20 protein-coding genes are annotated in these 24,726 nt (G+C 41.2%); 14 read left to right on the forward strand and 6 right to left on the reverse strand.

Features of this window, described 5'->3' with window-relative positions:
• Nucleotide 1 precedes the first annotated feature (1 nt).
• On the reverse strand, nucleotides 2–1,225 hold the full coding sequence (gene pepT, locus ACFQZJ_RS05730) for a peptidase T (RefSeq protein WP_379932939.1): 1,224 nt from the start codon (nucleotides 1,223–1,225) through the stop codon (nucleotides 2–4).
• A 70-nt stretch (nucleotides 1,226–1,295) separates the two neighbouring features.
• Here pepT and ACFQZJ_RS05735 point away from each other — a divergent pair, with 70 nt between their 5' ends.
• Together ACFQZJ_RS05735 and ACFQZJ_RS05740 are read left to right on the forward strand one after the other, a co-directional pair.
• A complete protein-coding gene (locus ACFQZJ_RS05735) occupies nucleotides 1,296–1,784 on the forward strand; it encodes a hypothetical protein (protein WP_379932940.1) in 489 nt (162 codons plus the stop codon).
• 48 nt (nucleotides 1,785–1,832) lie between these two features.
• On the forward strand, nucleotides 1,833–2,870 hold the full coding sequence (locus tag ACFQZJ_RS05740; RefSeq protein ID WP_379932941.1) for a quinone-dependent dihydroorotate dehydrogenase: 1,038 nt from the start codon (nucleotides 1,833–1,835) through the stop codon (nucleotides 2,868–2,870).
• A 159-nt stretch (nucleotides 2,871–3,029) separates the two neighbouring features.
• Here the strand turns inward: ACFQZJ_RS05740 and ACFQZJ_RS05745 are convergent, their stop codons facing one another.
• On the reverse strand, nucleotides 3,030–3,464 hold the full coding sequence (locus tag ACFQZJ_RS05745) for a Dabb family protein (RefSeq protein WP_379932942.1): 435 nt from the start codon (nucleotides 3,462–3,464) through the stop codon (nucleotides 3,030–3,032).
• Between the two features lie 88 nt (nucleotides 3,465–3,552).
• Between ACFQZJ_RS05745 and ACFQZJ_RS05750 the strand changes: the two genes are divergently transcribed.
• Together ACFQZJ_RS05750 and ACFQZJ_RS05755 are read left to right on the forward strand one after the other, a co-directional pair.
• The gene (locus tag ACFQZJ_RS05750; protein WP_379932943.1) at nucleotides 3,553–4,173 is read left to right on the forward strand and encodes a LysE family translocator; all 621 of its coding nucleotides are present in this window, start codon (nucleotides 3,553–3,555) and stop codon (nucleotides 4,171–4,173) included.
• A gap of 45 nt (nucleotides 4,174–4,218) precedes the next feature.
• The gene (locus ACFQZJ_RS05755) at nucleotides 4,219–5,085 is read left to right on the forward strand and encodes a hydroxymethylglutaryl-CoA lyase (RefSeq protein WP_379933139.1); all 867 of its coding nucleotides are present in this window, start codon (nucleotides 4,219–4,221) and stop codon (nucleotides 5,083–5,085) included.
• Between the two features lie 554 nt (nucleotides 5,086–5,639).
• On the opposite strand, the gene ACFQZJ_RS05760 is transcribed toward ACFQZJ_RS05755, so the two are convergent.
• The 4 genes from ACFQZJ_RS05760 to ACFQZJ_RS05775 form a co-directional block, all read right to left on the reverse strand.
• Nucleotides 5,640–7,841: a PepSY domain-containing protein gene (locus tag ACFQZJ_RS05760; protein ID WP_379932944.1), complete on the reverse strand. Its 2,202-nt coding sequence runs from the start codon at nucleotides 7,839–7,841 to the stop codon at nucleotides 5,640–5,642.
• A 147-nt stretch (nucleotides 7,842–7,988) separates the two neighbouring features.
• A complete protein-coding gene (locus tag ACFQZJ_RS05765) occupies nucleotides 7,989–8,477 on the reverse strand; it encodes a DUF2271 domain-containing protein (protein WP_379932945.1) in 489 nt (162 codons plus the stop codon).
• Nucleotides 8,478–8,744: 267 nt separating this feature from the next.
• Nucleotides 8,745–10,238, reverse strand: coding sequence for an ankyrin repeat domain-containing protein (locus ACFQZJ_RS05770; RefSeq protein WP_379932947.1), 1,494 nt, complete (start codon nucleotides 10,236–10,238; stop codon nucleotides 8,745–8,747).
• Nucleotides 10,239–10,245: 7 nt separating this feature from the next.
• Nucleotides 10,246–11,181, reverse strand: coding sequence for a DUF6607 family protein (locus tag ACFQZJ_RS05775; protein WP_379932949.1), 936 nt, complete (start codon nucleotides 11,179–11,181; stop codon nucleotides 10,246–10,248).
• A gap of 104 nt (nucleotides 11,182–11,285) precedes the next feature.
• Between ACFQZJ_RS05775 and ACFQZJ_RS05780 the strand changes: the two genes are divergently transcribed.
• The 10 genes from ACFQZJ_RS05780 to ACFQZJ_RS05825 all read left to right on the forward strand — a co-directional run bounded on the left by ACFQZJ_RS05780 (nucleotide 11,286) and on the right by ACFQZJ_RS05825 (nucleotide 24,582).
• The gene (locus ACFQZJ_RS05780) at nucleotides 11,286–13,385 is read left to right on the forward strand and encodes a TonB-dependent receptor plug domain-containing protein (RefSeq protein WP_379932951.1); all 2,100 of its coding nucleotides are present in this window, start codon (nucleotides 11,286–11,288) and stop codon (nucleotides 13,383–13,385) included.
• Nucleotides 13,386–13,404: 19 nt separating this feature from the next.
• Nucleotides 13,405–14,280 carry an IPT/TIG domain-containing protein gene (locus ACFQZJ_RS05785; protein ID WP_379932953.1) on the forward strand — a complete coding sequence of 292 codons (876 nt, stop codon included), beginning with the start codon at nucleotides 13,405–13,407 and terminating at the stop codon, nucleotides 14,278–14,280.
• Nucleotides 14,281–14,666: 386 nt separating this feature from the next.
• On the forward strand, nucleotides 14,667–17,120 hold the full coding sequence (locus ACFQZJ_RS05790; protein ID WP_379932955.1) for a TonB-dependent siderophore receptor: 2,454 nt from the start codon (nucleotides 14,667–14,669) through the stop codon (nucleotides 17,118–17,120).
• 4 nt (nucleotides 17,121–17,124) lie between these two features.
• Entirely contained in the window at nucleotides 17,125–18,414 is a 1,290-nt protein-coding gene (locus tag ACFQZJ_RS05795) for a PepSY-associated TM helix domain-containing protein (protein WP_379932957.1), read from the forward strand.
• A gap of 17 nt (nucleotides 18,415–18,431) precedes the next feature.
• Nucleotides 18,432–18,770 (forward strand): hypothetical protein, encoded by a 339-nt coding sequence (locus ACFQZJ_RS05800; RefSeq protein WP_379932958.1) that lies wholly within the window; start codon nucleotides 18,432–18,434, stop codon nucleotides 18,768–18,770.
• A 143-nt stretch (nucleotides 18,771–18,913) separates the two neighbouring features.
• Entirely contained in the window at nucleotides 18,914–19,420 is a 507-nt protein-coding gene (locus ACFQZJ_RS05805; RefSeq protein ID WP_379932960.1) for a ferritin, read from the forward strand.
• A 545-nt stretch (nucleotides 19,421–19,965) separates the two neighbouring features.
• A complete protein-coding gene (locus tag ACFQZJ_RS05810; RefSeq protein WP_379932961.1) occupies nucleotides 19,966–20,250 on the forward strand; it encodes a hypothetical protein in 285 nt (94 codons plus the stop codon).
• A gap of 200 nt (nucleotides 20,251–20,450) precedes the next feature.
• Complete coding sequence (locus ACFQZJ_RS05815) at nucleotides 20,451–21,014, forward strand: DUF3575 domain-containing protein (protein ID WP_379932963.1); 564 nt, start codon at nucleotides 20,451–20,453, stop codon at nucleotides 21,012–21,014.
• Between the two features lie 505 nt (nucleotides 21,015–21,519).
• Nucleotides 21,520–22,794: a ribonucleotide-diphosphate reductase subunit beta gene (locus ACFQZJ_RS05820; RefSeq protein ID WP_379932965.1), complete on the forward strand. Its 1,275-nt coding sequence runs from the start codon at nucleotides 21,520–21,522 to the stop codon at nucleotides 22,792–22,794.
• Nucleotides 22,795–24,582, forward strand: a complete 1,788-nt coding sequence (locus tag ACFQZJ_RS05825) for a ribonucleoside-diphosphate reductase subunit alpha (RefSeq protein ID WP_379932967.1) — start codon at nucleotides 22,795–22,797, stop codon at nucleotides 24,580–24,582.
• The last annotated feature ends 144 nt before the right edge of the window (nucleotides 24,583–24,726 follow it).

The following is a 24,726-nucleotide window of genomic DNA, read 5'->3' on the forward strand; positions in this document are numbered from 1 at the left end:
ATTATTTAGTTGCCGTAAGTTCACAAATCTTAACAATCAATTCAGTAGCCTTTTGCATACTTTCTACCGGTACATATTCGTATTTGCCGTGAAAATTATGTCCCCCGGCAAAAATATTAGGGCAGGGTAAGCCCATGAAACTTAACTGCGATCCGTCCGTACCGCCACGAATAGGTTTTATGATAGGTGCAATGTCCAATTCTTCCATAGCTTGCCGTGCAATATCCACAATATGCATAACGGGGGCTATTTTCTCTTTCATGTTAAAGTACTGGTCGCTTAGTTCTAATTGGATACAATCGCCATAAATACCGTTCAATTTATCCGTTATGGTTGTTAAAAACAGTTTTCGTTGTTCAAATTTTTCCATATCGTGATCACGAACGATCAATTCGATGCTGGTGTGCTCTATTCCACCATTTAGCGTATGGATATGATAAAAACCTTCCCTGTCCGCTGTTTTTTCGGGTATTTCATTTTTTGGAAGTAGGTTTATGAGTTCATTTGCCAAGATAATGGAGTTGACCATTTTTCCTTTGGCATAGCCTGGATGCACACTTTTACCGGTTATGGTAATTTTTGCCCCTGCTGCATTAAAGTTTTCGTACTCCAGTTCCCCTATTTGGCTACCATCCATGGTATAGGCCCACTCGGCTCCAAATTTTGCAACATTAAACTTGTGCGCCCCGCGTCCTATTTCCTCATCGGGCGTAAAGCCTACCCTTATTTTACCATGTTTAATTTCTGGATGTTTTACTAAGTACTCCATTGCCGTAATGATTTCTGTAATGCCCGCTTTGTCATCCGCACCCAAGAGTGTAGTACCATCCGTTGTAATAAGGGTCTGTCCTTTATACTGTTTTAGATCCTCAAAATAATCGGGAGAAAGTACAATGTTCTCTTTTGCGTTCAAGACAATGTCCTTACCGTCATAATTTCTAATAATTTGCGGATTTACATTGGTTCCCGTAAAATCGGGGGTAGTGTCAAAATGAGCAATAAATCCTATGGTGGGCACCTCATAATCTAGATTGCTAGGTAAGGTCGCCATGATGTATGCGTTTTCGTCAATAGTTACCTCGTGCATGCCAATTTGTTTTAGCTCCGTAACTAATTTATGGGCTAAGTCCCACTGCTTTAATGTGCTAGGTGTGGTAGGAGATTCAGGGTCACTTTGGGTGTCAATGGTAATGTAACTGATAAATCTATCGATGATATGCTGCATGAAAACTAGTTTTTATCCAAAATTAAACTTATAAATGGTAATTTTAACCTATTGTAAAATTTCCCCCGCTATGTTTACAAAAACTTATCCCTTTTTAACAGTACTTTTTGTAATGCTGTTTCTTTATAAATCAAATGCTCAGGCAGATTGTGTACTTGGTGTAGGAGTGGTAAATGACTCGGTATTAACAGCTGTATTTCAACTAAACCCACAGCAAAGTGAAAAGTTGGCAAGCTTTAGCGCGGAGCTAAAATATAGGAACGAAATATTGGACAATACACTGGCCAATATTAGAAAGAGACATCCTCAGAGCACTGTTCAAGAGCTTTCCGATCTGGCTAAAGAGTACAATGTGATGATGGATAGTATACACTCCGTACAAACGATGATTGAAAAAAGACTGTTGACCCTTTTTAATCAAAAACAATACACCCTTTACAGAAATTTATGTTTGGAGGCGTCTAGATCTCCATTTTTAGTAACGCCTAGTGTTTACCGAGATACCACCGTTGTTAAGAAACGCACCTCTTTCCTTGATAACTTAGACGATAAGAATTAAGTTCTATTCGTTGTAGTTAGTATTTTTGTTTTAAATACGGTATAAGCAATGTATAAAGTACTTATAAGACCCATACTTTTCCTATTTGATCCGGAAAAAGTGCATTACTTCTCTTTTTCGATGATCAAGTTTTTTTCCAAGATAGGATTTTCAGGTCTTTTTAGGTCGCTATATGTTGTTGCCGATGCCAAGTTGGAAAGAGAACTTTTTGGTCTAAAATTTAAAAATCCAGTAGGCTTGGCCGCCGGTTTTGATAAAAATGCCCTGCTGTATAATGAATTGTCCGATTTCGGATTTGGATTTGTTGAAATAGGTACCTTGACTCCAAAGCCACAGAGCGGAAACCCAAAACCAAGACTTTTTAGGTTAAAGGAAGATAAGGCCATCGTTAACCGTATGGGCTTTAATAATCTAGGTGTTTTTGATGCGGTAGAGCAACTTAAAAAAGACCACCGCGTACTTATAGGTGGTAATATTGGTAAAAACAAGGTGACACCAAATGATGATGCCGTTAAGGATTATCTCATCTGTTTTGATGCTTTATTTGACCATGTTGATTATTTTGTGGTCAATGTAAGTTCCCCGAATACCCCTGGACTTCGCGAATTACAGGATAAAGAGCCGTTAACCGCATTGCTCAACGAGCTGCAACGCGAGAACGATAAGTTTTCTCGTAAGAAGCTGGTAAACCGCAAACCTATTCTACTTAAAATTGCGCCGGACCTTACCGATAGTCAGTTACTGGATATCATTGCCATTGTAGCCGATACGAAAATCGATGGTATTATCGCATCCAACACTACTATAGAACGAAAAAACCTAAAATCACATGCCATTCTATTGGAAGAAGCTGGCGGACTCAGTGGCATGCCCTTGAAAGATCGCAGTACCGAGGTTATTCGTTTCTTGTCGGAAAAGAGCAATAAAGCCTTTCCTATCATAGGAGTTGGCGGAATACACTCGGCCGAAGATGCCATAGAAAAATTAGAAGCGGGGGCGGACTTAATTCAGTTATGGACGGGATTCGTATACGAAGGTCCGGCCTTGGTTAAAAAAATAAACAAGGCAATTTTAAATAAATTATGAGTTCGCGGTAAAAGATGCCTTGCGCTAGGGTCCATAAAAGGATTATACCACTTGTCTTACCATTTTTATATCCTTACCAATATTGAAGGTTTTGTAGTATTTTATAATCTCGCAGCGGCGGCATACCGCTACCACCATCTAAATATTTACAACCAAATGCTACCCCTTTGTCCAATAATCCAGCACCAATACATCATCCAAATGTGGGCCTAGTACATCTCCGAAGGCTTTATGGTCCGGGTGCGGTAAATAAATAGCTCTATCTGCTTCACTTTTAAAACTTAAGAAAAAACAGTGTGTAAATCCCTTGTCCAATCCTTCGGGACTGTTGTTGGTGCCCCATTCATATCCTTTGATCTGTGGTATTTTGTTAGGAAGTGCACTAAAGGCTTCTGCTACTTTTTGTATATCCTCTTTGGTAGTTTCGTCCTTGAATTTAAAAAGCACTACATGTCTTAGAACGCTATCTTTTTGCATTACCGTTTCATTTTTAAGGCTTTCGGATTTTTTTGATGTTTCGGTTTTACAGGAACTAAATGAAAGATTCGTCATCGCTAACGCTAGAATAAGTAGCGTAAATGTAATTTTTTTCATAGTTGTGAATAAAAATGATTTTTGGAAAGATATTAAAAATAGTTGTACCGCTCTATTATTTGTATTTTTCGAGCAGAAATCCAAATAGTTGAACTACGAAATCCTTTTTACGTTTTCTTTGGCAACGGCAGTTTTAGCGCTATCTCCGGGGCCAGATAATATTTTTGTCTTGATACAAAGTGTAACTCATGGCAAACGTTATGGTTTTTCCACCATAGCCGGACTCATGACAGGCTGTTTGATACATACCTCTTTATTGGCTTTTGGCGTTTCGGCGGTCATCAAGAATAATCCAATGATTTTTACGGGGATTAAAATTTTCGGTGCATTGTACCTTCTTTATTTGGCATGGTCGGTTTTTAGGGCCGATCATAGCATTGCGTTGGATGCCGAAGGTGTTGAAAAGAAAAGTCTACTACGCCTTTTTAGGCAAGGATTTATCATGAATGTCCTTAATCCAAAGGTTACTATTTTCTTTTTAGCATTTTTTCCCGGTTTTTTGTTTTCTGATGAATTAAGTACCGTAGTTCAATTTTATGTCTTGGGTCTGCTATTTATCTGTGTGTCATCCCTAGTTTTTGGAGGCTTTGCTTTGTTGGCCGGAACGATAGCTGTTTACACAAAAAAAAATACAAATACAGGTTTAGTGCTAAAATGGTTACAAATACTGGTTTTTAGCGGTATCGCCATATTTCTGGTTACAGGATAGGCTATTTATCTTGAAACTTGAACCTTGAGTTTGTACATTTACGCCATGTCCGACCAAGTAAAGATAATCGAATGCCCACGCGATGCTATGCAGGGGATAAAAACTTTTATTCCTACCAAGGACAAGGTTCGTTATATTCAATCTTTGCTGGGGTGCGGTTTTGATACAATAGATTTTGGGAGCTTTGTTTCGCCCAAGGCCATCCCTCAAATGGTCGATACCGCTAAGGTTTTGGCCCAGTTGGATTTATCCAAAACCAACAGTAAACTACTGGCGATAGTTGCCAATGTAAGAGGTGCCAAAGAAGCGGCTACACATCCAGAAATTGATTATTTAGGGTTTCCTTTTTCGATATCCGAGAATTTTCAAATGCGGAATACCCACAAAACCATTGCAGAATCCGTGGTTACTTTGAAAGAGATTTTTAGTGTAGCGGAAAATGCAGGTAAAGAGGTGGTAACCTATATATCTATGGGATTCGGTAATCCTTACGGAGATCCGTGGAACGTAGAAATTGTAGGGGAGTGGACAGAAAAATTAGCAGGAATGGGCGCAAAGATTTTATCGCTTTCCGATACGGTGGGCACGTCCGATGCCGAAACGATAGATTATCTTTTCTCCAATCTTATTCCCAAATATCCTCAAATAGAGTTTGGAGCTCATTTACATACCACGCCTACAAAATGGCACGAAAAGGTGGCTGCCGCCTATAATGCGGGATGCCGAAGATTTGATGGAGCTGTACAAGGTTTTGGCGGCTGCCCTATGGCAAAGGACGAACTCACGGGTAATATGCCTACTGAAAAAATGCTTTCCTTTTTTACCGAGCAAAAGGCGCATTCAGGGGTGAATTGGTTGGTTTTTGAGGCAGCTTATAATAAGGCCTCGGAGTTGTTCAATACCTATCATTGATTTCCTAAAAGTAGGTTCAAGTAATTTTCCAGATTCCATTAAAAAAGTGTCCACTTCACTAAGTCATCAATTGTATTTGATTCCCTTACATTAATGGCGAAAGAAACTTGTGGCTCAGGGAAATCGACCAATAAGGCTTTGCAGGCTACATTTTCACTACAATCCCCAAATAAGGGGTCTGAGTTGTTTTGTTCTGCTGTTATTTGTCGCGAACTACTCTAGTTCCTAATACAAAGTGTTAAACCGGTACCCTAGAACACCAATTGTTTTTCCTGTTGGTATTTTCATTGGACCATTGAAAGGGTATTCCAAATTCGTTACTGTTTATGGGATGTATGTAGGTTGTTTTGAGTTTTTGGTTACTGGGTAAAAACTTGAAATATTAGTGTATCTATCTTGGTTTCTATACTTGTTTTAGCCATTAGGCTTATCTTATACTTGATAATAGTGCTATTAAGGGTTTTCTAGTGCATAACCCAATATCTATCGGACATTGTATTGCTGGTTTAAAACTATCCATCTTCAATCTATGGTTTGATTGGTGCGATATTGACTTAATAGCAATCCATTTTTAATTGTTCCCTGTGTTCAAAATCACTTAATGAACTATGTAATTCTATTGTAGCTATTTCTTCTAGAATGGTCAGCACCTCATTTTGCATCGCTATGGAACCGCAGATCATAATCGCAGCACCGGATTTCAATTTTTGGGCAAGAGCTATTTTTTGTTCAGCTATGAGATGCTGCACATAGCGTTTTTGGTCATCTGCTTGTGAGTAGGCTATGCTTATTTCAGCTAACTTTCCAGAGGTGATGTATTGATTGATGGTTTCCTCATACGCCGTAAAAGCACTTTTGTTCCTGCCGCCCCAAAATAAAGATATAGGGATATAATCTTTGTTTTCGTCTACAATACCAAGAAAAGGCGCAATTCCTGTACCGTTGGAAATACAGATGATTTCCTTGGCCTTTTTAGGAAAATGAAAGTTTGGGTTTCGTTTTATGCCCATATACACCAGATCATCATGTTTTAAATTATTTAAGTGATTGGAGCAAAGACCAAATTCATGTCTTTTAATGCTCAGAAGAATATCATCTTGTATTTTTGCTATGGAATATAACCTGGGTACTCCATCTTCTTTAGGTTGATACGATAACAAATCTCCCGATTGAAATTTGACTTTCTTTTCTGGGCGTAGCCGCACTAAGAAGGTATTGTCGTCGTTTAAAGGCGTTCTGTGGACTACTTTAAATGCCTTTTTTTTACTAGTTTTCTTAGTCTCTTTTGGTGCTTTGATAGTGAGTTGTATACCCGTAGTGTTACACCACTGTCTACTCCAATCGGTAAAAGCGGCAAAAGATTGGTTGTTAATTTTGTACAGCGGTAAAGTCTCTGTAAAATTAGACCTTGTTCTAAAAACGGTATCTACCTCAGTTGCGAACTTACAGTAGTCTGGGTATACTAAAGAACCGAATCCAACAACACTGTAATTTATAAGTTGATCGCTTTGTGTCGTTGTAAATTTTTCCCTGAACTTACGTGCATTGGTGGGAGCCTCCCCTTCACCATAGGTTGCTGTAAATACAATAATATGTGCTGCTTTTTTATAGTCCGTGAATTGATTTAATTCTGCTTTGTAAACACGTTTTCCTGCCTTGTGTAGTGCATTTTGAAATAAAGTGGCAAAGTAGTTCGTGGTTCCGGTTTCCGAACCTACCAGGAGTATAAATTCGCATTTGTCCTTGTCTAGTTCCGGTGTTGTTGCTTTTACTGTTCTCCTGCGTTTAAGTGCCATTGCAAAACCCGTATACATAAAAAATAAGAGCGATACACAGGTAGCCAAAAGTATAACCGACCATAAAACACTACCTTGGCCTGTATGCAGGGTTAAACTCAAACGTGCCGCCAAGGTTACAAAGGGGTAGGGTACCTCGCTCAGAATCTCCCCGGTGTATTGGTGAATATAGAGTTCCTTATCGGTTAGGGCCAGCTCAAAATAATCTTCAGGGAATTCTGAAAAAGGGAAGGTCAGTTTACGGACGTTGTCCAAGGTAAACGTTTCAAAAAGTGCCAGCTGTCTGCGTCCTCGCTCCGGAATTTCATCATCCTGAATAATAAGCTTGGAATGTGTTACGTTGCCCGAAGGTAAGATGGAAAATTTTTCGGCGGATAGAAATACCCCGGTTGCCGCAACGATTAGGACAGGTAGCATAAACCATCGACTGATAACAACATGATAGCGTTGCTCAAAACTGTCTTTTTGTACTTTGGTAAAAAGCTTGCTGACACCGCCTTGCCGTTTTGCTAAAAGAAATACTCCGGTTACAGTAATCAAGCAAAGTAAAAATGAAATCAAACCAACAAAAAAGCGACCGATACCCTTTAGGAACAACGACCGATGCAAATTGGTCGTCCATTGAAATAGCCTGGATTTTTCTTTTGGGTACCCTAGTTTTGCCCCGGTGATAGGGTGAATGTAAATACGTTCGCTTTCCCCCTCTTTGGTGATTACGGATGCCAACACATAATCGTTTACATCTACTTCTAGCTCCAAAGTTTCTTCATATTGTTCATCTAGGGCACTCATGGTCCGCGATACTTTTACGGCACTAAGGTCTTCTACGGCATACCCCCGTGTTGCATCTGTAATAGGCTCAAATGACAGTATGAGTCCGGTGATGGACGCAACGATTAAAAATAAAGAAGAGCATACCGCCAGCGCAAGGTGACTGTACCTCCAAATTGAGATGGTCATATTTCAAGTTCAATGGTCAACTTCAAGGGCCAAGCCTGCGGGTAGCATTAGAGTTAAGATACAAGTTTAAACTCAAGTCCGTCTTCCAAATAGGTAGGGCGTTTTTATTTTTTTGCCCACTACGAGACTACACTCGCTACCAACTAGCTACTGCGGCATCATTCGTATATACCTAATGAAACCTTTGCCTTCTTTTTTTGCCTTTAAGTTTTCGGTGGTTAATTCAAATTCTAAATCGTCCTTATGGTATTCTTGGTCTTCCACCGCAGATTCAAAACGTATGGTGTATCCAGCATCTATTTTGGCGGCAGGTATTTTTAAAACCGTCATACTGCGTTCACCCCCGGAAACTGTTGCACCGGTAATGGCGTCAAGTTCCGGTCTGCGTATGCCATATACATTTTTCCACCATTCCTCAATGTCCCTGTACCATTCGTTATCATCGCCTTGCACATATAAGGTTTCTTCGTATTCGCCTGCATTATTTAATAAAGACACTACTAGGTAGGCGCCTTCTCCAGTATAGTTGGTCAGCTGGATCATGCATTTATAGTTCACGGTTTCTACCGGTCTCACAAAACCGACCAATACCAAAAATCCGACGGTGGTAAAAATGGCTAAAAATCTTTTTTTCATTGTATTATTTTTTATAGTCTCAGATTAAGAGGTTGTTTACAGAGCTTAGTCTATAGCCGGTAGTTGGCAGTATCTAAAATAGTTCGTAAGAAGTGTAAAGTGAGAAGAAGATAAAAGTAAAGGTTGATTTTGTGAATTCATCATCAGTTACAGTTTTTTTACTATCCACTATCCACTATCCACTATCCACTATCCACTATCCACTATCCACTATCCACTATCCACTATCCACTATCCACTATCTACTACCCACTACCCACTACGCCCTTATTTCAAAAATTCCAACGCTATCTTCTGTTCTTTCAATAGTTCATTTTCATTTGCTAGATCGAACACAGTTTCGTTAAAATCCGTTTTTACCATTCTGTCCGCACCCTTGGAAATCAAATATTTAAGGACAGCATCGTTACGGGAGGTCATGGCAGCTAAATGTAAGGCGGTGTTTCCTTCCTCGTTTTTTTTGTTGATATCAAACTTAAACTCCTCTAGACGTTTCAGTAAGGCCATATTATTGTCCCTGGCGGCCAAATGCAAGAGTGAATTCCCGTTGTATTGTGCTGCGGTAAGGTCAAGGTCATGAGCTTGTAGCAGCTTTAGTTTGGATTCGAATTTTTCCGGGGATTTTTCATTAAAGGTGTTTAAAAGGTAATAGGCCAAGGAATTTCCTTTCTCATCAATAGTAGCGATGTCTGCACCGTTTTGTAGTAAATAATCAACTACATCCGGTGTATTCTTGTTTACCGCCATTGCCAATGCTGAACGTCCGTTTTCATCTTTTAAATTGATGTTGTTCACATACGGCATTAAAAATTGAACAACACTAAGTTCATTGCTATTTGCAGCGTTCATAAACGGAGTATCGCCACCTTTATCCTTTTGATTTATAGCAACGCCTTTTTCAATAAAAAACCTAAAAATAGATAGGTCATCGCTTTTGTAGGCAATGGCGTGTAAAGGATTACGACCTTCTTTGTCCGTGATGTTCGGTTCTAGTCCCAAACTTTCTAAATAGGTAAAGGTGGCCAATGCGTCTTTGTGTTTGTCAACCCCTTCACTTGCCATAAGTATGGCGTTCCCATTAAGCTTATTTAATTGGTTGTAAGCCAGTCCTTTTGACTTAAGCTTTTTAAGAAGCCTAATATCGCCACCTTTTGCCGTATAATGGAACAAACCATTACCATTGTGGTCCGTACTGTTCAGATCAAGTCCTTTATTTTTAAAATAATCAAAGGTCTTGAAGTCGGTTACCGATGGCGCTACAAGTAACAAGGCATTGGCTCCACTGTTGGTCGTATCCTTAATATCTGCATTATGTTTCAACAGAAAATCATAAAGAGCGGTATTTGTTTGTCCGCCACGTGCGGCAAAGTTGATAATAGTGTACCCATGGCTGTCCTTAATATCTGCTCTGGCACCGTTAGCTACCAAATATTCCATGATCTCGAGGTTATTGCGATACGCTGCCCAGAACAGATAGGTTCTGCCATCGTGGGTAAGTTTATCTACGGCATTGCCCTTTTTGGTCAAGAGATGCTTAACGGTGGCATTATCCGTTTTTGCCAGGAGTGCGTAGCAAACGGCATCGAACATATTACTGTTCAATTCAGAAACGTCGTTACCCGCCTCAATTGCTGATTCTACTTCTGCGATCGTGGGGTTTGCTTTCCAAAAGTCCCGCTTAAGAAATATGTTATCCTGGGCTATTCCTGTTGATAACGACAAGAACAGTATAAGGTTGAGTGCGAATTTTAGAATTTTCATACCAGTATTATTTACTTTTCGATTCTTGTTGGTTCTCCTTTTTTACAAAGGATGTGATAATAGCTGCAATCTCTTTTTCTTCTTGAATTTCTTCTGCTAAAAGATGCTTGTACAGTACTTTGTTATCTACTTTTTCTTCCAATACTAGGTCTTGGTTCCGTCCAAAAACCTCGTCCCAGGTGCCCCTTACGGTCGCCCACTTATCCTGTTCCTTGGTCCACCAATCTGCTGCTGCTTTACAACGTGCATCCGGTACTTTCACATAGGTATTGTATCCCTTTTCCATGGCTAGAACTACATCGGTATCGCCTTCTTTACGAATGATTTTAGCGTTGTCCTGATCGTGAATCCAACCGTTTTCGGTAATTTCTTGTCTATTCCCGCGCATGGTAATGTTATAATCGCCCCGGGTGGTATATTCCCTTCTCGGTAATGGTGCGGGTGTGGTATTTTCCCAGTAGCTTTTACCATCAACATGTACCCATGTTGCGGTGCCTTCGTAACGCGGGCTGTCATCTACCTGAAACACTTTTTGTGTCCACTGTCCTGCAACTTCGGATGCGTCTTTCTTTTCATAACGCCAGTGGTTATCGCCATTGTAGGTGTACAGATCGGTATTTTCAAAAATCCAATCTTGTCGCCAGTGTTTTACGATCATGGGCTTGGCAGGATTGCCTACTTGTAGAATGTGTTGGATCACTACCTTGTTTTCATCGTCTGTAACCAATTGTGCCCATTCCAAACCCTTGTCCACTTTGGCTTTTGATGGCTTGTACAAAGAGTCGTTACTATAATTGAAGGTTTCTGCAAAATTGAAGGTGACCTCAAAACAGCCGCACATTTCTTTGATGGCGTTTGCATCTTGTTCTTTTTTGTCATTTTGAGCATACGCCTGGGTGCTTAATGCAGCACAGATCATTAGGGATAAAATTGTTTTTTTCATCGTGTGATATGTTAAAAGGGTTCTATTTATTTTCAGGCCAAAAATATAAAATTAATTTAGATTCATTAAAAATAAGATATATATTTGTCAAAAAATTATTAGTAATGAATCTAAATAGGGTCGTACCCCTTGTATTTATGGTGTGTTTGGCGATGCCTTTTTTTGGTCAGGAGAATAATATGAAAACGGATTCTATCCTAACCCAAGATTTGGATGAGGTAATTGTAACGGCCACACGCACCGTTCGTCAGCTTTCTTCCGTGCCGTTACCTGTTACTTTAATTTCCAAAAAACAGATAGAACGCACCGGCGTAACGCGCCTGAACGAAATTTTAAACGAACAAACCGGTATCGTCATGACTCCCGATGCCACCATCGGAGGCGGTGAGGGGGTTCAGATACAAGGTATCGCCTCGGATTATGTCCTTGTTCTTATAGATGGTGTGCCCGTAGTGGGCCGTAGTTCCGGTAATTTGGACCTAAGCCGGTTTGCGATAGGCAATATTAGGCAAATAGAGGTGGTCAAGGGTCCATCTTCAAGTCTCTTCGGTTCCGAGGCGCTGGGTGGCGTCATCAATATAATCACCGAAAAACCCAATTCTGAAACTATAACGGGTCAAATAGGACATCGGGCAGCTACTTTCAACAACCAAAATTCCAATATTAGTCTAAATCAGCGTAAGGATAAATTTGGATATTCCTTTTTTGCAGATCGATTAGGTACGGACGGCTATGACCTTGCTAGCGGCGATGACGGACAAACAGTAAATCCGTTTTTAAACTACACCTTTAACGGTCGCCTGTTTTATGATGCATTCGAAAAATTCAAAATTTTTGCCTCGGGACGTTATTTTACCCAAGAATTTGATGTCACGCCCAGCACTAGCGAGGAAAGTGATGCCAATGCCCATCTCCGCATAGATCACAATCCCTCCGACAATACCAATTGGCAATATGAGTTGTATTATACCCGGTATGTAACCGATGAGGAAATCTTGGACCCCATAAATAACGAGCTCTTGATCGCCAATGATTTCAATCAGCAGTTGTTGAGGCCAGAAGTGCGCTACAATCATAACTTTAGTGACAATAATACGATGACCTTGGGTGTCGGTTACAATTTTGAGTCTTTGGATCGCTCGCTTTTTGCAGAATCAGTTGCCTTTGATTCGCAATACCTATTTGCGCAGTATGATTTTAAACCGCTTGAAAACCTGAATGTTATTGCAGGCGCAAGGTTCGATAACCACAGCGAATACAATTCCCAATTGAGCCCCAAACTTTCTGCGCGGTACGATTTTAATGAAAATTTTGCTGTCAAGGTATCCGTGGGTAGCGGTTTTAAGGCACCAGATTTTAGGCAGTTATATCTGGATTTTACCAATGCGGCCGGAGGTGGTTATTCCGTTTTTGGAAAAGAAGTAGAGGCGGCCGGAATACAGCGGCTTTTGGATAATGGAGAAATAGCCAATCTGGTCGTAGATCAAAATAATCTGGGACAACGGCTCAACGCGGAAAGTTCCATAGGCTATAATGTAGGCTTTGCTTACAGAAAAGGAAAACTTGCTTCGGACATCAACCTGTTCAGGAACGATTTTGATAACCTTATTGATACCCAGATTTTGGCGTCTAGAACCAACGGTCAAAATGTCTTTGGTTATATCAATAGGGAGAGCGTCTATACCCAAGGGCTGGAGTTCGACCTAAAGTACCGCCTTTTGGAAAATTTAAATATCTCCGGTGGTTATCAGTTGTTATATGCCTTTGATAAGGATAAGGAGGCAGCAATAGATGCCGGTACCGTTTTTGGTCGTAATCCGGAAACCTTGGAAACGGTAAGGTTGACCAGAAAAGATTATTTTGGACTAGAAAATCGCTCACGGCATACTGTCAATTTTAAACTGTTTTATGAGGTTCCCAGATGGGCCGCGAATGCCAACTTGCGCGTGGTTTACCGCAGCAGGTTTGGTCTCACCGATCGTAATGGAAACGATCTATTAGATACCTTGGACAATTCTTTTGTGGATGGCTATGCATTGGTAAACCTCGCGTTCGGGAAAACCTTTTACAAAAACTATCAAGTACAGTTTGGTGCCAATAATCTGTTGGACTTTAGAGGGCAAAATCCCTTGGCCGCTCAAGATGCCGAGGTACTTGTAAACCCAGGTATACAATTTTTCACACGTTTAAACATTCAATTTTAAATTTTAAATCCCAATTATTATGAAAACATCACTTAAAATGTTCGCCTTATTGTTTGCTTTCTTCGCCTTTATTGGCTGTAGTGACGATGATGAAGACCCGTCCCTAAACTTTACGGTAGTTAGTATTTCTCCGGAATCGGCCACAGTGGGTAGCGATATTACCGTTACGGGAACCGATTTTCCTACGGATGCCTCTCGCGTAGAACTTACGGTTGGCGGAGCTTTGGCAAGCATCACTTCCTTGAGCAGTACACAGATTGTGGCAACGGTTCCCCAAGGCGCGGTTAGTGGAGCGGTAAGCGTTAGTGTAGACGGTACGGCAAAAACGACAGCTACCAATTTTACCGTTCTATCGGAATTGATAAGCGCTACAGCTGAGAATATTCCGGCTCCGCAAACCGGTGGTCAAGGTCAGCCTGTAGGAGGTCCATTTACCAAATTTAGTTTTGAGACCGGTGCCGTAACGGACAGCGATACCGAGTGGGATATTGCTTTTAGGGGTACCACTATTGCCGTAAACGGAGGAACGGTTACTGGAACAGCTGAGGAGCCTGCACGTACCGGAAATGCAGCTGCTGCCATAGTAGACGGGATATTTGCAGACGTACTTTCCGTAGAAGGGATGACGTTCGCCCAGGATGCCGATACAGCTTTTGCAATACCTACAGGTAGCGATAATGGATGGTACAATTACAATTTTATGACCAATTTAGTAGTGCCGATTCCTGGAAAAATTTTGGTATTCCGAACGCATGACGACAAAGTGGCCAAAGTGGAGATATTGAGCTACTACAAAGACGCACCAGCAAATCCGGACGGATTTGCAGACGAATCACGTTTCTACACCTTTAACTATGTGTATAACCCAAATGAAGGTGAGACTTCATTGGAGTAGGGTAAAGAAACTGAGCTACATACAAAACCGAACATGGATTGCATATGTTCGGTTTTGTACTTGTTAAAGGAAATAAATAGATATGACATATCCTTTTTACAAAGTCTAATTACCGATTCTTGATGGCTGCCTGTTATTTAAAATATAGGTATGCCTTTCCATAGAGTTATGATAGAATCCAGTACATTTTATTGGAGTTGAAATTTTAACACATCTTAATTAATTCTTATTTAGATTGATTAAAAATAATTAATATATTTGCCTAAGAATTATTTAGAACTATTCTTAATAAATAAAATAACTAAAGTTGAGTTTGTGTTAGTTTTAAACCAGAGGTCTAAGGTACTTCTGGTTTTTAAGAAACCAGACCGAAAAACCAAAGAAGTATGAAAAGATTTTACCTATTGATTTTTGCACTGTGCATTAGCGCAGTAGCTATTGCACAAACTACTATCAACGGAACTGTTTTAAGTGAAAGTAACGAACCATTACTCGGTGCAACCGTTATGTTGGTCAAGGGTAAAGGCACCACTACAAATGTTGATGGAAAGTATAGTTTTTCTTATGTCGCCGATGGTGAATATGTTTTAAAAGTGTCTTTCATTGGGTATGCAACGCAAACAAAAAATGTAGTGGTTTCTGGTCAGGAAACCATGGCTATTGACTTTGTTTTGGCTCAAAATGCAGAAAAATTACAAGCGGTAGAGATTATTGGAAGGCGGGAAACGGGATATAATAACACCGTGTCCTACTCGGCCACCAAGTCGGCCGCTCCCGTCAAGGAAGTGCCCACCACCATCAATTTTGTTACCAAGGAACTGGCCTTGGATCAGGCCGCCTTTACCTTGAACGATGTTGTAAAGAATGTGAGCGGTGTAAACCAGTTCAGTTTTTATAATGATATATCTATTCGTGGATTCAGGGTAGCCGGGCAGCGTAACTCGGGTAATTTGGTTAACGGTATGCGCGCTTTTACCAGTTTTTGGAGTCCGCAATTAATTCCTCATATTGAGCGGGTGGAGGTGATAAAGGGTCCCGCCTCGGCACTGTTTGGCAATGCATCCCCCGGGGGCACGATCAATAGGGTCACCAAAAAGCCCTTGCGGGAAGAGCGGCAGTCCATCACCGCATCCGTGGGCAGTTTCAATACCTTCCGGACACTGGCCGATTTTACGGGGCCCATGACCAAGGACAACACCTTGTTGTACCGCCTGAACATAGGCTACGAGAACACGGATGGTTTTAGGGACCTTCAATTTGGTCGTAATCTGGTGCTGGCACCATCCTTTTCCTTTTTGCCCACCGAAGATACCCGCCTTAATTTTGATATTGTATACCAGGACTCACAAGGGCGGCTGGATCGGGGTCAGGCGGTGTTTGGCAACGGCGATTTAAATTCTACGCCCATTACCAAATCGCTCAGCGCGGCAAACGATTTCTTGGACGAGATCAATTTGACCGCCACCGTGAGCCTTCAGCATAACTTTACCGACAACATCACCTTTAATAGTGTGTACATGCGCTCTTCCTATGACGAAGACCTTTTGGAGCACCGAACTTCCAACCGTTTTGCCGCTCTCGGGGATGGCGGTATCGATGAGGAGAGCGTGGCCATGCGGGTGTTCATCCGTAAAAGGGCTTGGGACAATAACAGCTTCAATAATTATTTCAATTTTGATTTTGATTTGGGAGATGTGAGCAACAAACTGTTGGTGGGCCATGATTATTTTCAACAGGAGTTACAGCCTGGGGGCTCCCAATTGGAAGCGCGCAGTTATCTGTTGCAGAACGGTGGTGCCACCAATGTCTTCAACCCGGACAATATAGATGACTATGTCTTGGATGCCAATGGTAACCCCGCCACCAATGTGGGGCATTTCAACCTAACGTCTCCCACCGCCAATGGCCTAAGGGATATGAGCGACTACGTGTACCGCACCCGAACCTTTGGCCAGTTTTTGCAACGCTCCCATGGGGTATATCTACAGAACCAGGCAGAGTTTGGCGACTTTAAATTCCTTGTGGGGCTGCGCCAAGAATTTTTCAGGGATTTCATCAACTACAACAGCGAAACAGAGGAAACCCTGGAACAACGGGCCTTCTTGCCCCGGTTGGGCCTGGTCTATACCCTTAACGAGAACGTGAACCTCTACGGAACTTGGGTACAGGGCTATCAGCCCCAAAGCGCAGCGGATATCATCAACCCCGATGCTGGGGGTCCTTTTGACCCCTTGGTGAGCGAGTTGTTCGAAGCGGGAGCCAAATCCGATTGGTTCAATGGCAGGCTCAACGCCTCCCTGGCTTTTTACCTGCTTACCCAAAATGGAGAGCTTTATAACGCGGACGATGCCGCCAACCCGGATCGTCTGGTGCAGATCGGCGAGGAGGAGGCCAAGGGCTTTGAATTGGATATCTCTGGGAGCATCACCCAAAATTGGAGCCTGGTGGCCGGTTATGCCTTTAATGATGCAAAGTTCACGGAAAGCGATGACCCAGCGGAGATCGGAAGGCAAAAGCCCAACGCCCCGAGGCATATGGCCAATGTCTGGACCAAGTACATTTTGAGTGAAGGACGCTATAAAGGCCTGGGCTTTGGCCTGGGCTACAATTATGTGGCCGAGCGGTTCGGCTCCATCGTGGCCAGCAACGCCAACCCCACCGAATTTCCCGCCTACGGTCTTTTCGATGCCGCCTTGTACTATAATTTGAACAAGGTGCAGATACAGCTCAATTTCAACAATGTGTTCAACAAGACACACTGGGTGGGGGGGTATGATTTTATCCGTGCTTTTCCAGGGGCTCCAAGAAATATCATGACCACCGTATCCTATATTTTCTAATGGGATGAAGGTCAATAAAAAGATCTTTTTCAAGATTCATGGGTGGATCGGCATCCGGTTGAGCATACTATTTTTTATAGTATGCTTTTCCGGTACCCTGGCCACCCTGAGCCATGAGATGGATTGGTTGTTCATCCCGGCCATAAGGGCCGTGCCCCAACCGGAACTGGCTTCCCGTAACCTCATCATGGATAATTTCAGGAAGGCGCATCCCAGCGGCGAGGTCACTTTTTGGTTGCGCACGGACGAGCCCTACCTCTGCGACATCATTTACAAGGAAGAGGGCGGGCAACGTACCTACGTATTCGCCAACCCCTATACCGGTGCCATTCAAGGTAAGGCACAGCTCACCTTTCAGCGTTTTTTCAGGGACTTGCACTACTTCCTTTTTGTACCCTTTCAAATAGGGCATTTTACCGTGCTCATTTTCGGTTTTTTATTGCTCATTTCGCTCATTACAGCCCTTGTGTTTTATAAACAATGGTGGCGAAAGCTGTTTGAACTGAAAATGGGCAACGGCCCCTTGGTGTTCTTTAGGAGCCTGCACCGATTGGTGGGCGTTTGGTCCGTTCCCTTTACGTTGCTGTTCTCCATTACCGGTATCTGGTATTTCATGGAGCGGGCCAATGTGGCCGGGGTGGGCGATTTGGGCAACCCTCCTGTACCGGTGGTGGCGTCTTTGGAAGAAGGTGTCCAAGCCACGGGTGATGCCGCTAAAATTGATTATGATCGTGCCGTGGCCTTGGCCAAGCAGGAAATTCCCGGCTTGGTGGTAGGCGATATTTCACCCAAAAGAGGGGAGGCCGGACTTATTTACTTAACGGGCAAAAGTGATGTGCCCTTGGTGCGGCAACGTGCCAATAGGGTGTACATAGACCCAACCACCTACCAGGTGGTCGCCAGTCAGAATGCAAAGGACATCGGTGCGGTGCTGTATCTCAATGATATTGCCGATCCGCTGCACTTTGGCAACTTTGGCGGCTTGATCACCAAGTTCATCTGGTTCATTTTTGGCCTGGGCATCTCTGGGCTGGTGCTCACGGGCATCTGGATAACGGTAAAGCGCAAGGCCATTAAAAGAAAGAAGGACAACAAGCCCACGATGGGCAAATGGCGCTTTGTCAATTGGGGGTTTTATGCTATAATGATGGGCTTTATGTACTATATCCTCTATGATAGGTACAGCGTTTCTATGAACACCTTCGCTACTATTACCTTCGGGTGGCTTTTGTTCATTATGGGCTGTTATTACCTTTTTGTGTACAAAATTGAAAAAAGTATAGCGAAGGGCTAAATTTAAAATCATAAATAATGGAACTTATATATAGAAATGATTATGCCGCAGTTTATCGTGTACAGAATAGTCCGCACGAGGACTGCGATATGCAATTGGTGGTAGATACGGTTGGTCTTTTTGTCTCTAGAGGAGATTTGGAGCATTTAATGGGTATAGTACAGCGGTCGGATGAACCATGTACATGCGCGGATTGCGGCGGTAATGCCTGTAATAAAATTTGGTGCTCTAATCCCTTGATAGATATCTGTCTTAAGGTCGATAAAACAATTTTAGCATTATTGGAAGATGTAATAAAGGGGACGCAGTTTACACTTGATCTGGATGCAACCTTGGCTAAATATAGGCTAAACTAGCGGTTTCAAGGTCAACTTAGTCTCTTCGAAAACCGTGGTTTGGTATAGTCTCCTAGTTTAGAAAGAATTTAAACTTTGAACTAAGTTGCCTTGCTTTTTTGGAGCTACATAACTTTAAACTATTTTTGTATAAAATGAAAGCAATGAACAAGTCAATAGAAACACTTTTGAACGACCAGATAAAATACGAAGCAAACGCATCTATGCATTACATGGGCATGGCCAGTTGGGCAGATGCTGCGGGATATAACGGTATAGCTGAATTCTTCTATGCGCAGTCGGAAGAAGAGCGGGAGCACATGACCAAATTAATTAAATTTGTAAACGAACGTGGAGGCAAGGTAATTGTACCTGCTGTTGAAAAGGCAAAAGATAGTTACAGTTCCTTGAACGAGTTGTTCGAAGATTTCCTAAAAAGTGAAATGTTCGTGACCGAGCAGATAAATCACGTTATATATGAATGTTTGAACAAAAAGGACTACAATGTGCATAATTTTATGCAATGGTACGTAACGGAACAGTTAGAAGAAGAGGCTGTTGCCAGAACCTTGCTGGATAAATTAAATATAATTGGTGATGATAAGTCCGGTCATTATATGTTCGATCGTGACATCAACGCCATAGCTACATCGGTAGACATGGAGGAGTAAAGCATATAATTTCCTTAAAAAAGTATAGATTCCGTTTTGCGGAATCTTTTTTTTGTTTAAATTCGTTATTATTTAGATTTAATAAAAATAATGAATTCAACATTACTTGTACGTCCTTGCATCATTATGGCATCCGATTGCGGTGGTTGCTCTTCTGAAGGGAAAAAGAAAAAATGCTGTAAAAAATATAAGAAAAAGGGAAAGACAAATTGTAAGCGCTGCCCTAATCTCTAGAGCATTGGCACCTATAGCGTACAAAAGTTCTCCTATGCAGAACCACTAGGGTGTTTTATAAGATTCTTAACTCGTAATTACCCTTGAAGACCTGCCTTATGCAAGTTACAAAAGTCTTAGTCCTCTTTGGCCTGGTATCATCTTTTCAAAATTGTTTTGGTCGGTACAAAGCTCCCACTACACAATCCTTCAATTAGCATAAAAACATTATTGATGTAGTCTATGGTTGTATCGGACTTACCAGTGCGCTTACTACTTCATATCTGCGTTTTTTATTTACGAATCCTAAAGTTTTAAATCCATGCCTAGGGATGGGTTACGGTAAACAATTTGTTGCTGATTTGGGGGACGGCGAGGATGTAGCGATATATTTGGTGAACGCTGGGTTGGTTTTTGGTCGTAGAAAACATCATTTTGAATGCGGACTTGGAATTGTAAATGATTTTATGAAAAACAAACCATTTACTACCTTTCTACAACCCTCTGGTTTCGTCGGATATAGGATTCAAAACCTCAGAAGTACTGGGCCTTTTGATTTTCGCACGGGGCTGGGTTGTCCAGAAACGTTGTACGTAGGCCTTGGGTTATGGTTCTAGGTGTTAAAAGAAAAAAGAGCAAGGGTGCGGTAGAAAAGTAAAGTACAATCAGGATGGTGTGTATGAACCATTTTAGTACTTTTAGGTCTGCCCGGTATGCCTCAAGCAAGTGCTTAGGTCTTTTGATTCAGTATTAAAAGCCATAAATAGATTCATTAATATCAGCTTAAAAAACAATGTAATTAATAAATTCACAATCGATGAAAAATCTACCCCTCCTACTTTTAATGTTCTTTTTCATGCATTCCTATTCGCAAGATGATGCGCGGGCCGGTGATAAACACGAAATAAAGACAGATGTTTTTAATCTGGTCGTGTTCAAGGCACCTCAATTTTCCTATGAGTATCTTATTAATGAAGAGTCGTCTATTGGTGCGTCCATGATGTTTAATCTGGAAAATACCGAGGATGGCTCCTTTATCGATGGGCCTTACTATTACGAGAAATTTGCGTTTACACCCTATTACAGAAGGTTTATAAGCAATAAATACGCAAGGGGTTTCTTCTTTGAAGTATTTGGAATGTACAACGTACAAGGTGATTTCGATGGTACATGGGACAATAATTTTCAGAATGTAACCTATTCTGACGAGACGAGTAACAACATTGCATTTGGGGTTTCGCTGGGTGGAAAGTTGGTGAGTAAAGGTGGTTTTGTTCTTGAATTTTATGGAGGTGTAGGACGCAATATCATTACGGGAAATGAAGATATAGCGGAAGAGTTTTTGCCTAGGACGGGAATATCCCTTGGATATCGATTTTAGGAAAAATTAAATTGATTAAAAGCTAATTGTAAGACATTTTAATTGTGTGATCTATGTAATAATTGAATGTTCATATTTGATCATTTTCATAGTTTTATGTGGATAATTGTTCGTTTTTTAGGACTAATAATTTGGTTCTTAATCTCTTATGCGTTCGTTGGTTTACCCGAACAAAAATAGCTGCTTAATTCTTGGTTCCGGCCCTTGTAAAAAACAGATTTACTGCTCTTTTAATGGTCGGTATTTTGGTCTTATTTCCTTTGTTTGTCCTAGGTGGCGAAAGCCTTTCGGTTAAGCGTTTTTGAAACGGACAAATTTTTTTACGGCTTTTGTTGTAAATTAACAAAATTCGCTAACGCCATTGAAATAAGGGGTTTTGGGATGTTCCGATTAATTGTTGATAAAATGTGGAAAACCTAAACCACCTCGCTGGAAAGTAAAGCGATTAAATTTTGACCTTTACATATCTCATTAAATCATCATTTTTAAACCCGTTTTATATACCATGCAAATCACCCATCTCATCAAAAGGGATTTTACCAAAAAACCCTTTCAGTTACACAAAATTACAAACGCTATCTTAAAGGCAATGACCGCCGTAGAACATGGAAATCTTGGAGATGCTGAACGTATATCCGAGAATGTTAGTGCATCGTTGTTGGAACGCAAGGCAATAGATGAAAATTATGTACCTACCGTAGAGGAAGTTCAGGATTTTGTGGAAACCAAATTGATGGAAGGTGGCTTTTTTGATGTAGCCAAGGCCTACATCATTTATAGAAATGAACAGGCTACGAAACGTAAGCCAAATATCTTTGAGAAACGCATCAATCTAAAGCCTTACGAATACCCACAACTCTACGAGTATGTCCCCGCGATAAGGCATTCATATTGGATACATACCGAGTTTAATTTCACAAGTGATATTCAGGATTTTAAAACTCGTCTGAACGACGCTGAACGTAGTGCAATCAAAAACACGATGTTGGCCATTTCCCAAATTGAGGTAGCGGTTAAAAGTTTCTGGGGGGATATCTATCAAAAAATGCCAAAACCGGAAATAGGATCGGTCGGGTCAACATTTGCCGAAAGCGAAGTGCGCCATGCAGATGCTTATTCCCATTTGTTGGAAATATTGGGTTTGAACGAAGAGTTTAAAACACTAAAGAAAAAACCTGTAATGATGAAGCGGGTTCAGTATTTAGAAACTGCATTGAAGAATGCCAAGAGCGATGATAATAAAGAGTATGCGGAATCTGTTTTGCTTTTTTCACTCTTTATCGAACATGTTTCCCTGTTCTCGCAATTCTTGATAATCATGGCTTTTAACAAGCACAAGAATATGCTTAAGGGTGTTTCCAATGTGGTGGAGGCAACATCTAAGGAAGAGCAGATTCATGGAGATTTTGGAATAGATTTGATCAAGATCATCAAGGATGAAAATCCAGATTGGTTTGATGGGGAACATCATGCCAATATCAAATTAATGTGCGAAGAAGCTTTCGCTTCCGAAAGCACTATAGTTGACTGGATTTTTGAAAAAGGAGAGCTCGACTTTTTGCCAAAGGCGGTAGTGAACGAGTTTATTAAAAATCGATTCAACAATTCGTTGGAAAGCATAGGAATAGACAAGATTTTTGAGATAAATGAAACTTTATTGGCCGAGACGGAATGGTTCGATGATGAGATTATAGGTACCAAACATGGCGATTTCTTCGTAAAACGCTCTATCAATTATAGTAAAAGAACACAAAGTATAACTAGCGACGACCTTTTTTAGATGAACGATATAAACACTACCAAGGAGAACAAAACAGAAGCGATTAACGAAGCTGCCCAGCTTATAAATGCAAGAAAAGAGGCGCTGGATAATCAAAAGCATAAAACCGAAGGCGGCTTTGAATGGTTAACGGAGCATAGCCGAAACTTCCTAGATTCAGGTTACCTAACAGATGGCGTGTCTGCGGAACAACGTATACGGGAAATAGCCGACAGAGCGGAGCATATTTTGAAAATGCCCGGATTTTCCGATAAATTCTATGGCTATATGTCAGAAGGATTCTATTCGTTAGCTTCACCAGTATGGTCTAATTTCGGCAAGGAAAGAGGCTTGCCTATTAGCTGTTTTGGTTCGCACATAGATGATGATATGGGAAATATTCTATACACCCAATCCGAAGTTGGAATGATGTCCAAATTAGGTGGTGGAACCTCTGGATATTTTGGTAAGATCAGGCACCGTGGCGCAGCGGTAAAAAATAATGGTCAAGCTTCCGGAGCGGTACATATCATGCAGCTTTTTGAATCTATGGTAGATGTAGTTAGCCAAGGTTCGGTAAGAAGAGGACGTTTTTCCCCATATTTACCCGTAGAGCATGAGGATATTATGGAGTTTCTGGAAATCGGTACCGAGGGAAATCCCATCCAAGAGCTAACGCATGGCGTAACCGTTACCAATGAATGGATGCAGGAGATGGTAGATGGCGATGCAAAAAAGAGAGCTGTCTGGGCAAAGGTTCTGCAACGTAGGGGGGAAATGGGTTATCCGTATATATTCTTTAAGGATAATGCAAACAATGGTGCGGCAAACGTGTATCAAGATAAAAATTTGCCAATTTATGCGAGTAACCTTTGTACGGAAATTATGTTGCCATCAAATGATAACTGGTCATTTGTATGCGTGCTTTCGTCTGTAAACGTATTGCATTATGATAAATGGAAAAATACGGATGCCGTAGAAACGATGGTTTGCTTCTTGGACGCCGTGATCACAGAATTCTTGGAAAAGTTAGAGTCGTACAGGGACTCTGAAAGTAGAGAAGATCGCCAGACGTTCCTGTTTATGGAACGTGCCTATAACTTTGCGAAGGAAAACCGTGCCTTAGGTCTTGGGGTTTTAGGATGGCACTCATTATTGCAGTCCAAAAAGCTACCTTTTAATAGTAAGGAAGCGTATGACTTGAATTCTGAGATTTTTAGGGAGATTAAAGAAAGAAGCTATAAAGCATCTGAGGAGCTAGCAGAGAAATTTGGCGAACCGGAAGTACTTAAAGGATATGGTAGACGTAATACAACCTTGAACGCTATTGCGCCAACTACGTCGTCCGCTTTTATTTTGGGTCAGGTATCGCAAGGTATAGAGCCAATCTGGTCAAATATTTACGTTAAGGATATTGCCAAGATAAAAACAACGATTAAGAATCCTTTCTTGGTCGAATTATTGGAGGAAAAGGGAAAAAACATAACCGAGGTTTGGAGAAGTATCCGTGAGCGTGATGGTTCCGTGCAGCACTTGGAGTTCTTGTCAGATTTAGAAAAAGAGGTGTTTAAGACCTATTCGGAGATAGACCAATTGGATATTGTGTACCAAGCGGCAAACCGTCAAAATCATATTGACCAAGGACAATCCGTAAACATCATCGTACATCCGGATATGCCTGTAAAGGAAATAAACAAAATACATGTAACGGCATGGAAGTTGGGCTTAAAATCCCTGTACTACCAGCACAGTATGAACGCTGCCCAGAAGTTTAAGCAGAAGAAAGACTGCGCAAGCTGCGAGGCGTAAAACAGGTTCGAAACTGGTAAAATCCTTTATCGGCACATTACTGTGTGCCGATAAAGGATTTTTTGTTTTAAAACAATCTAAATATATATAACTGTAAATCAGCTATTTAAATTGTGTCTAAGCACAGGCCCGCTTAACTTTGTA

Source organism: Maribacter chungangensis (assembly GCF_042676845.1).
GTDB lineage: Bacteria > Bacteroidota > Bacteroidia > Flavobacteriales > Flavobacteriaceae > Maribacter > Maribacter chungangensis.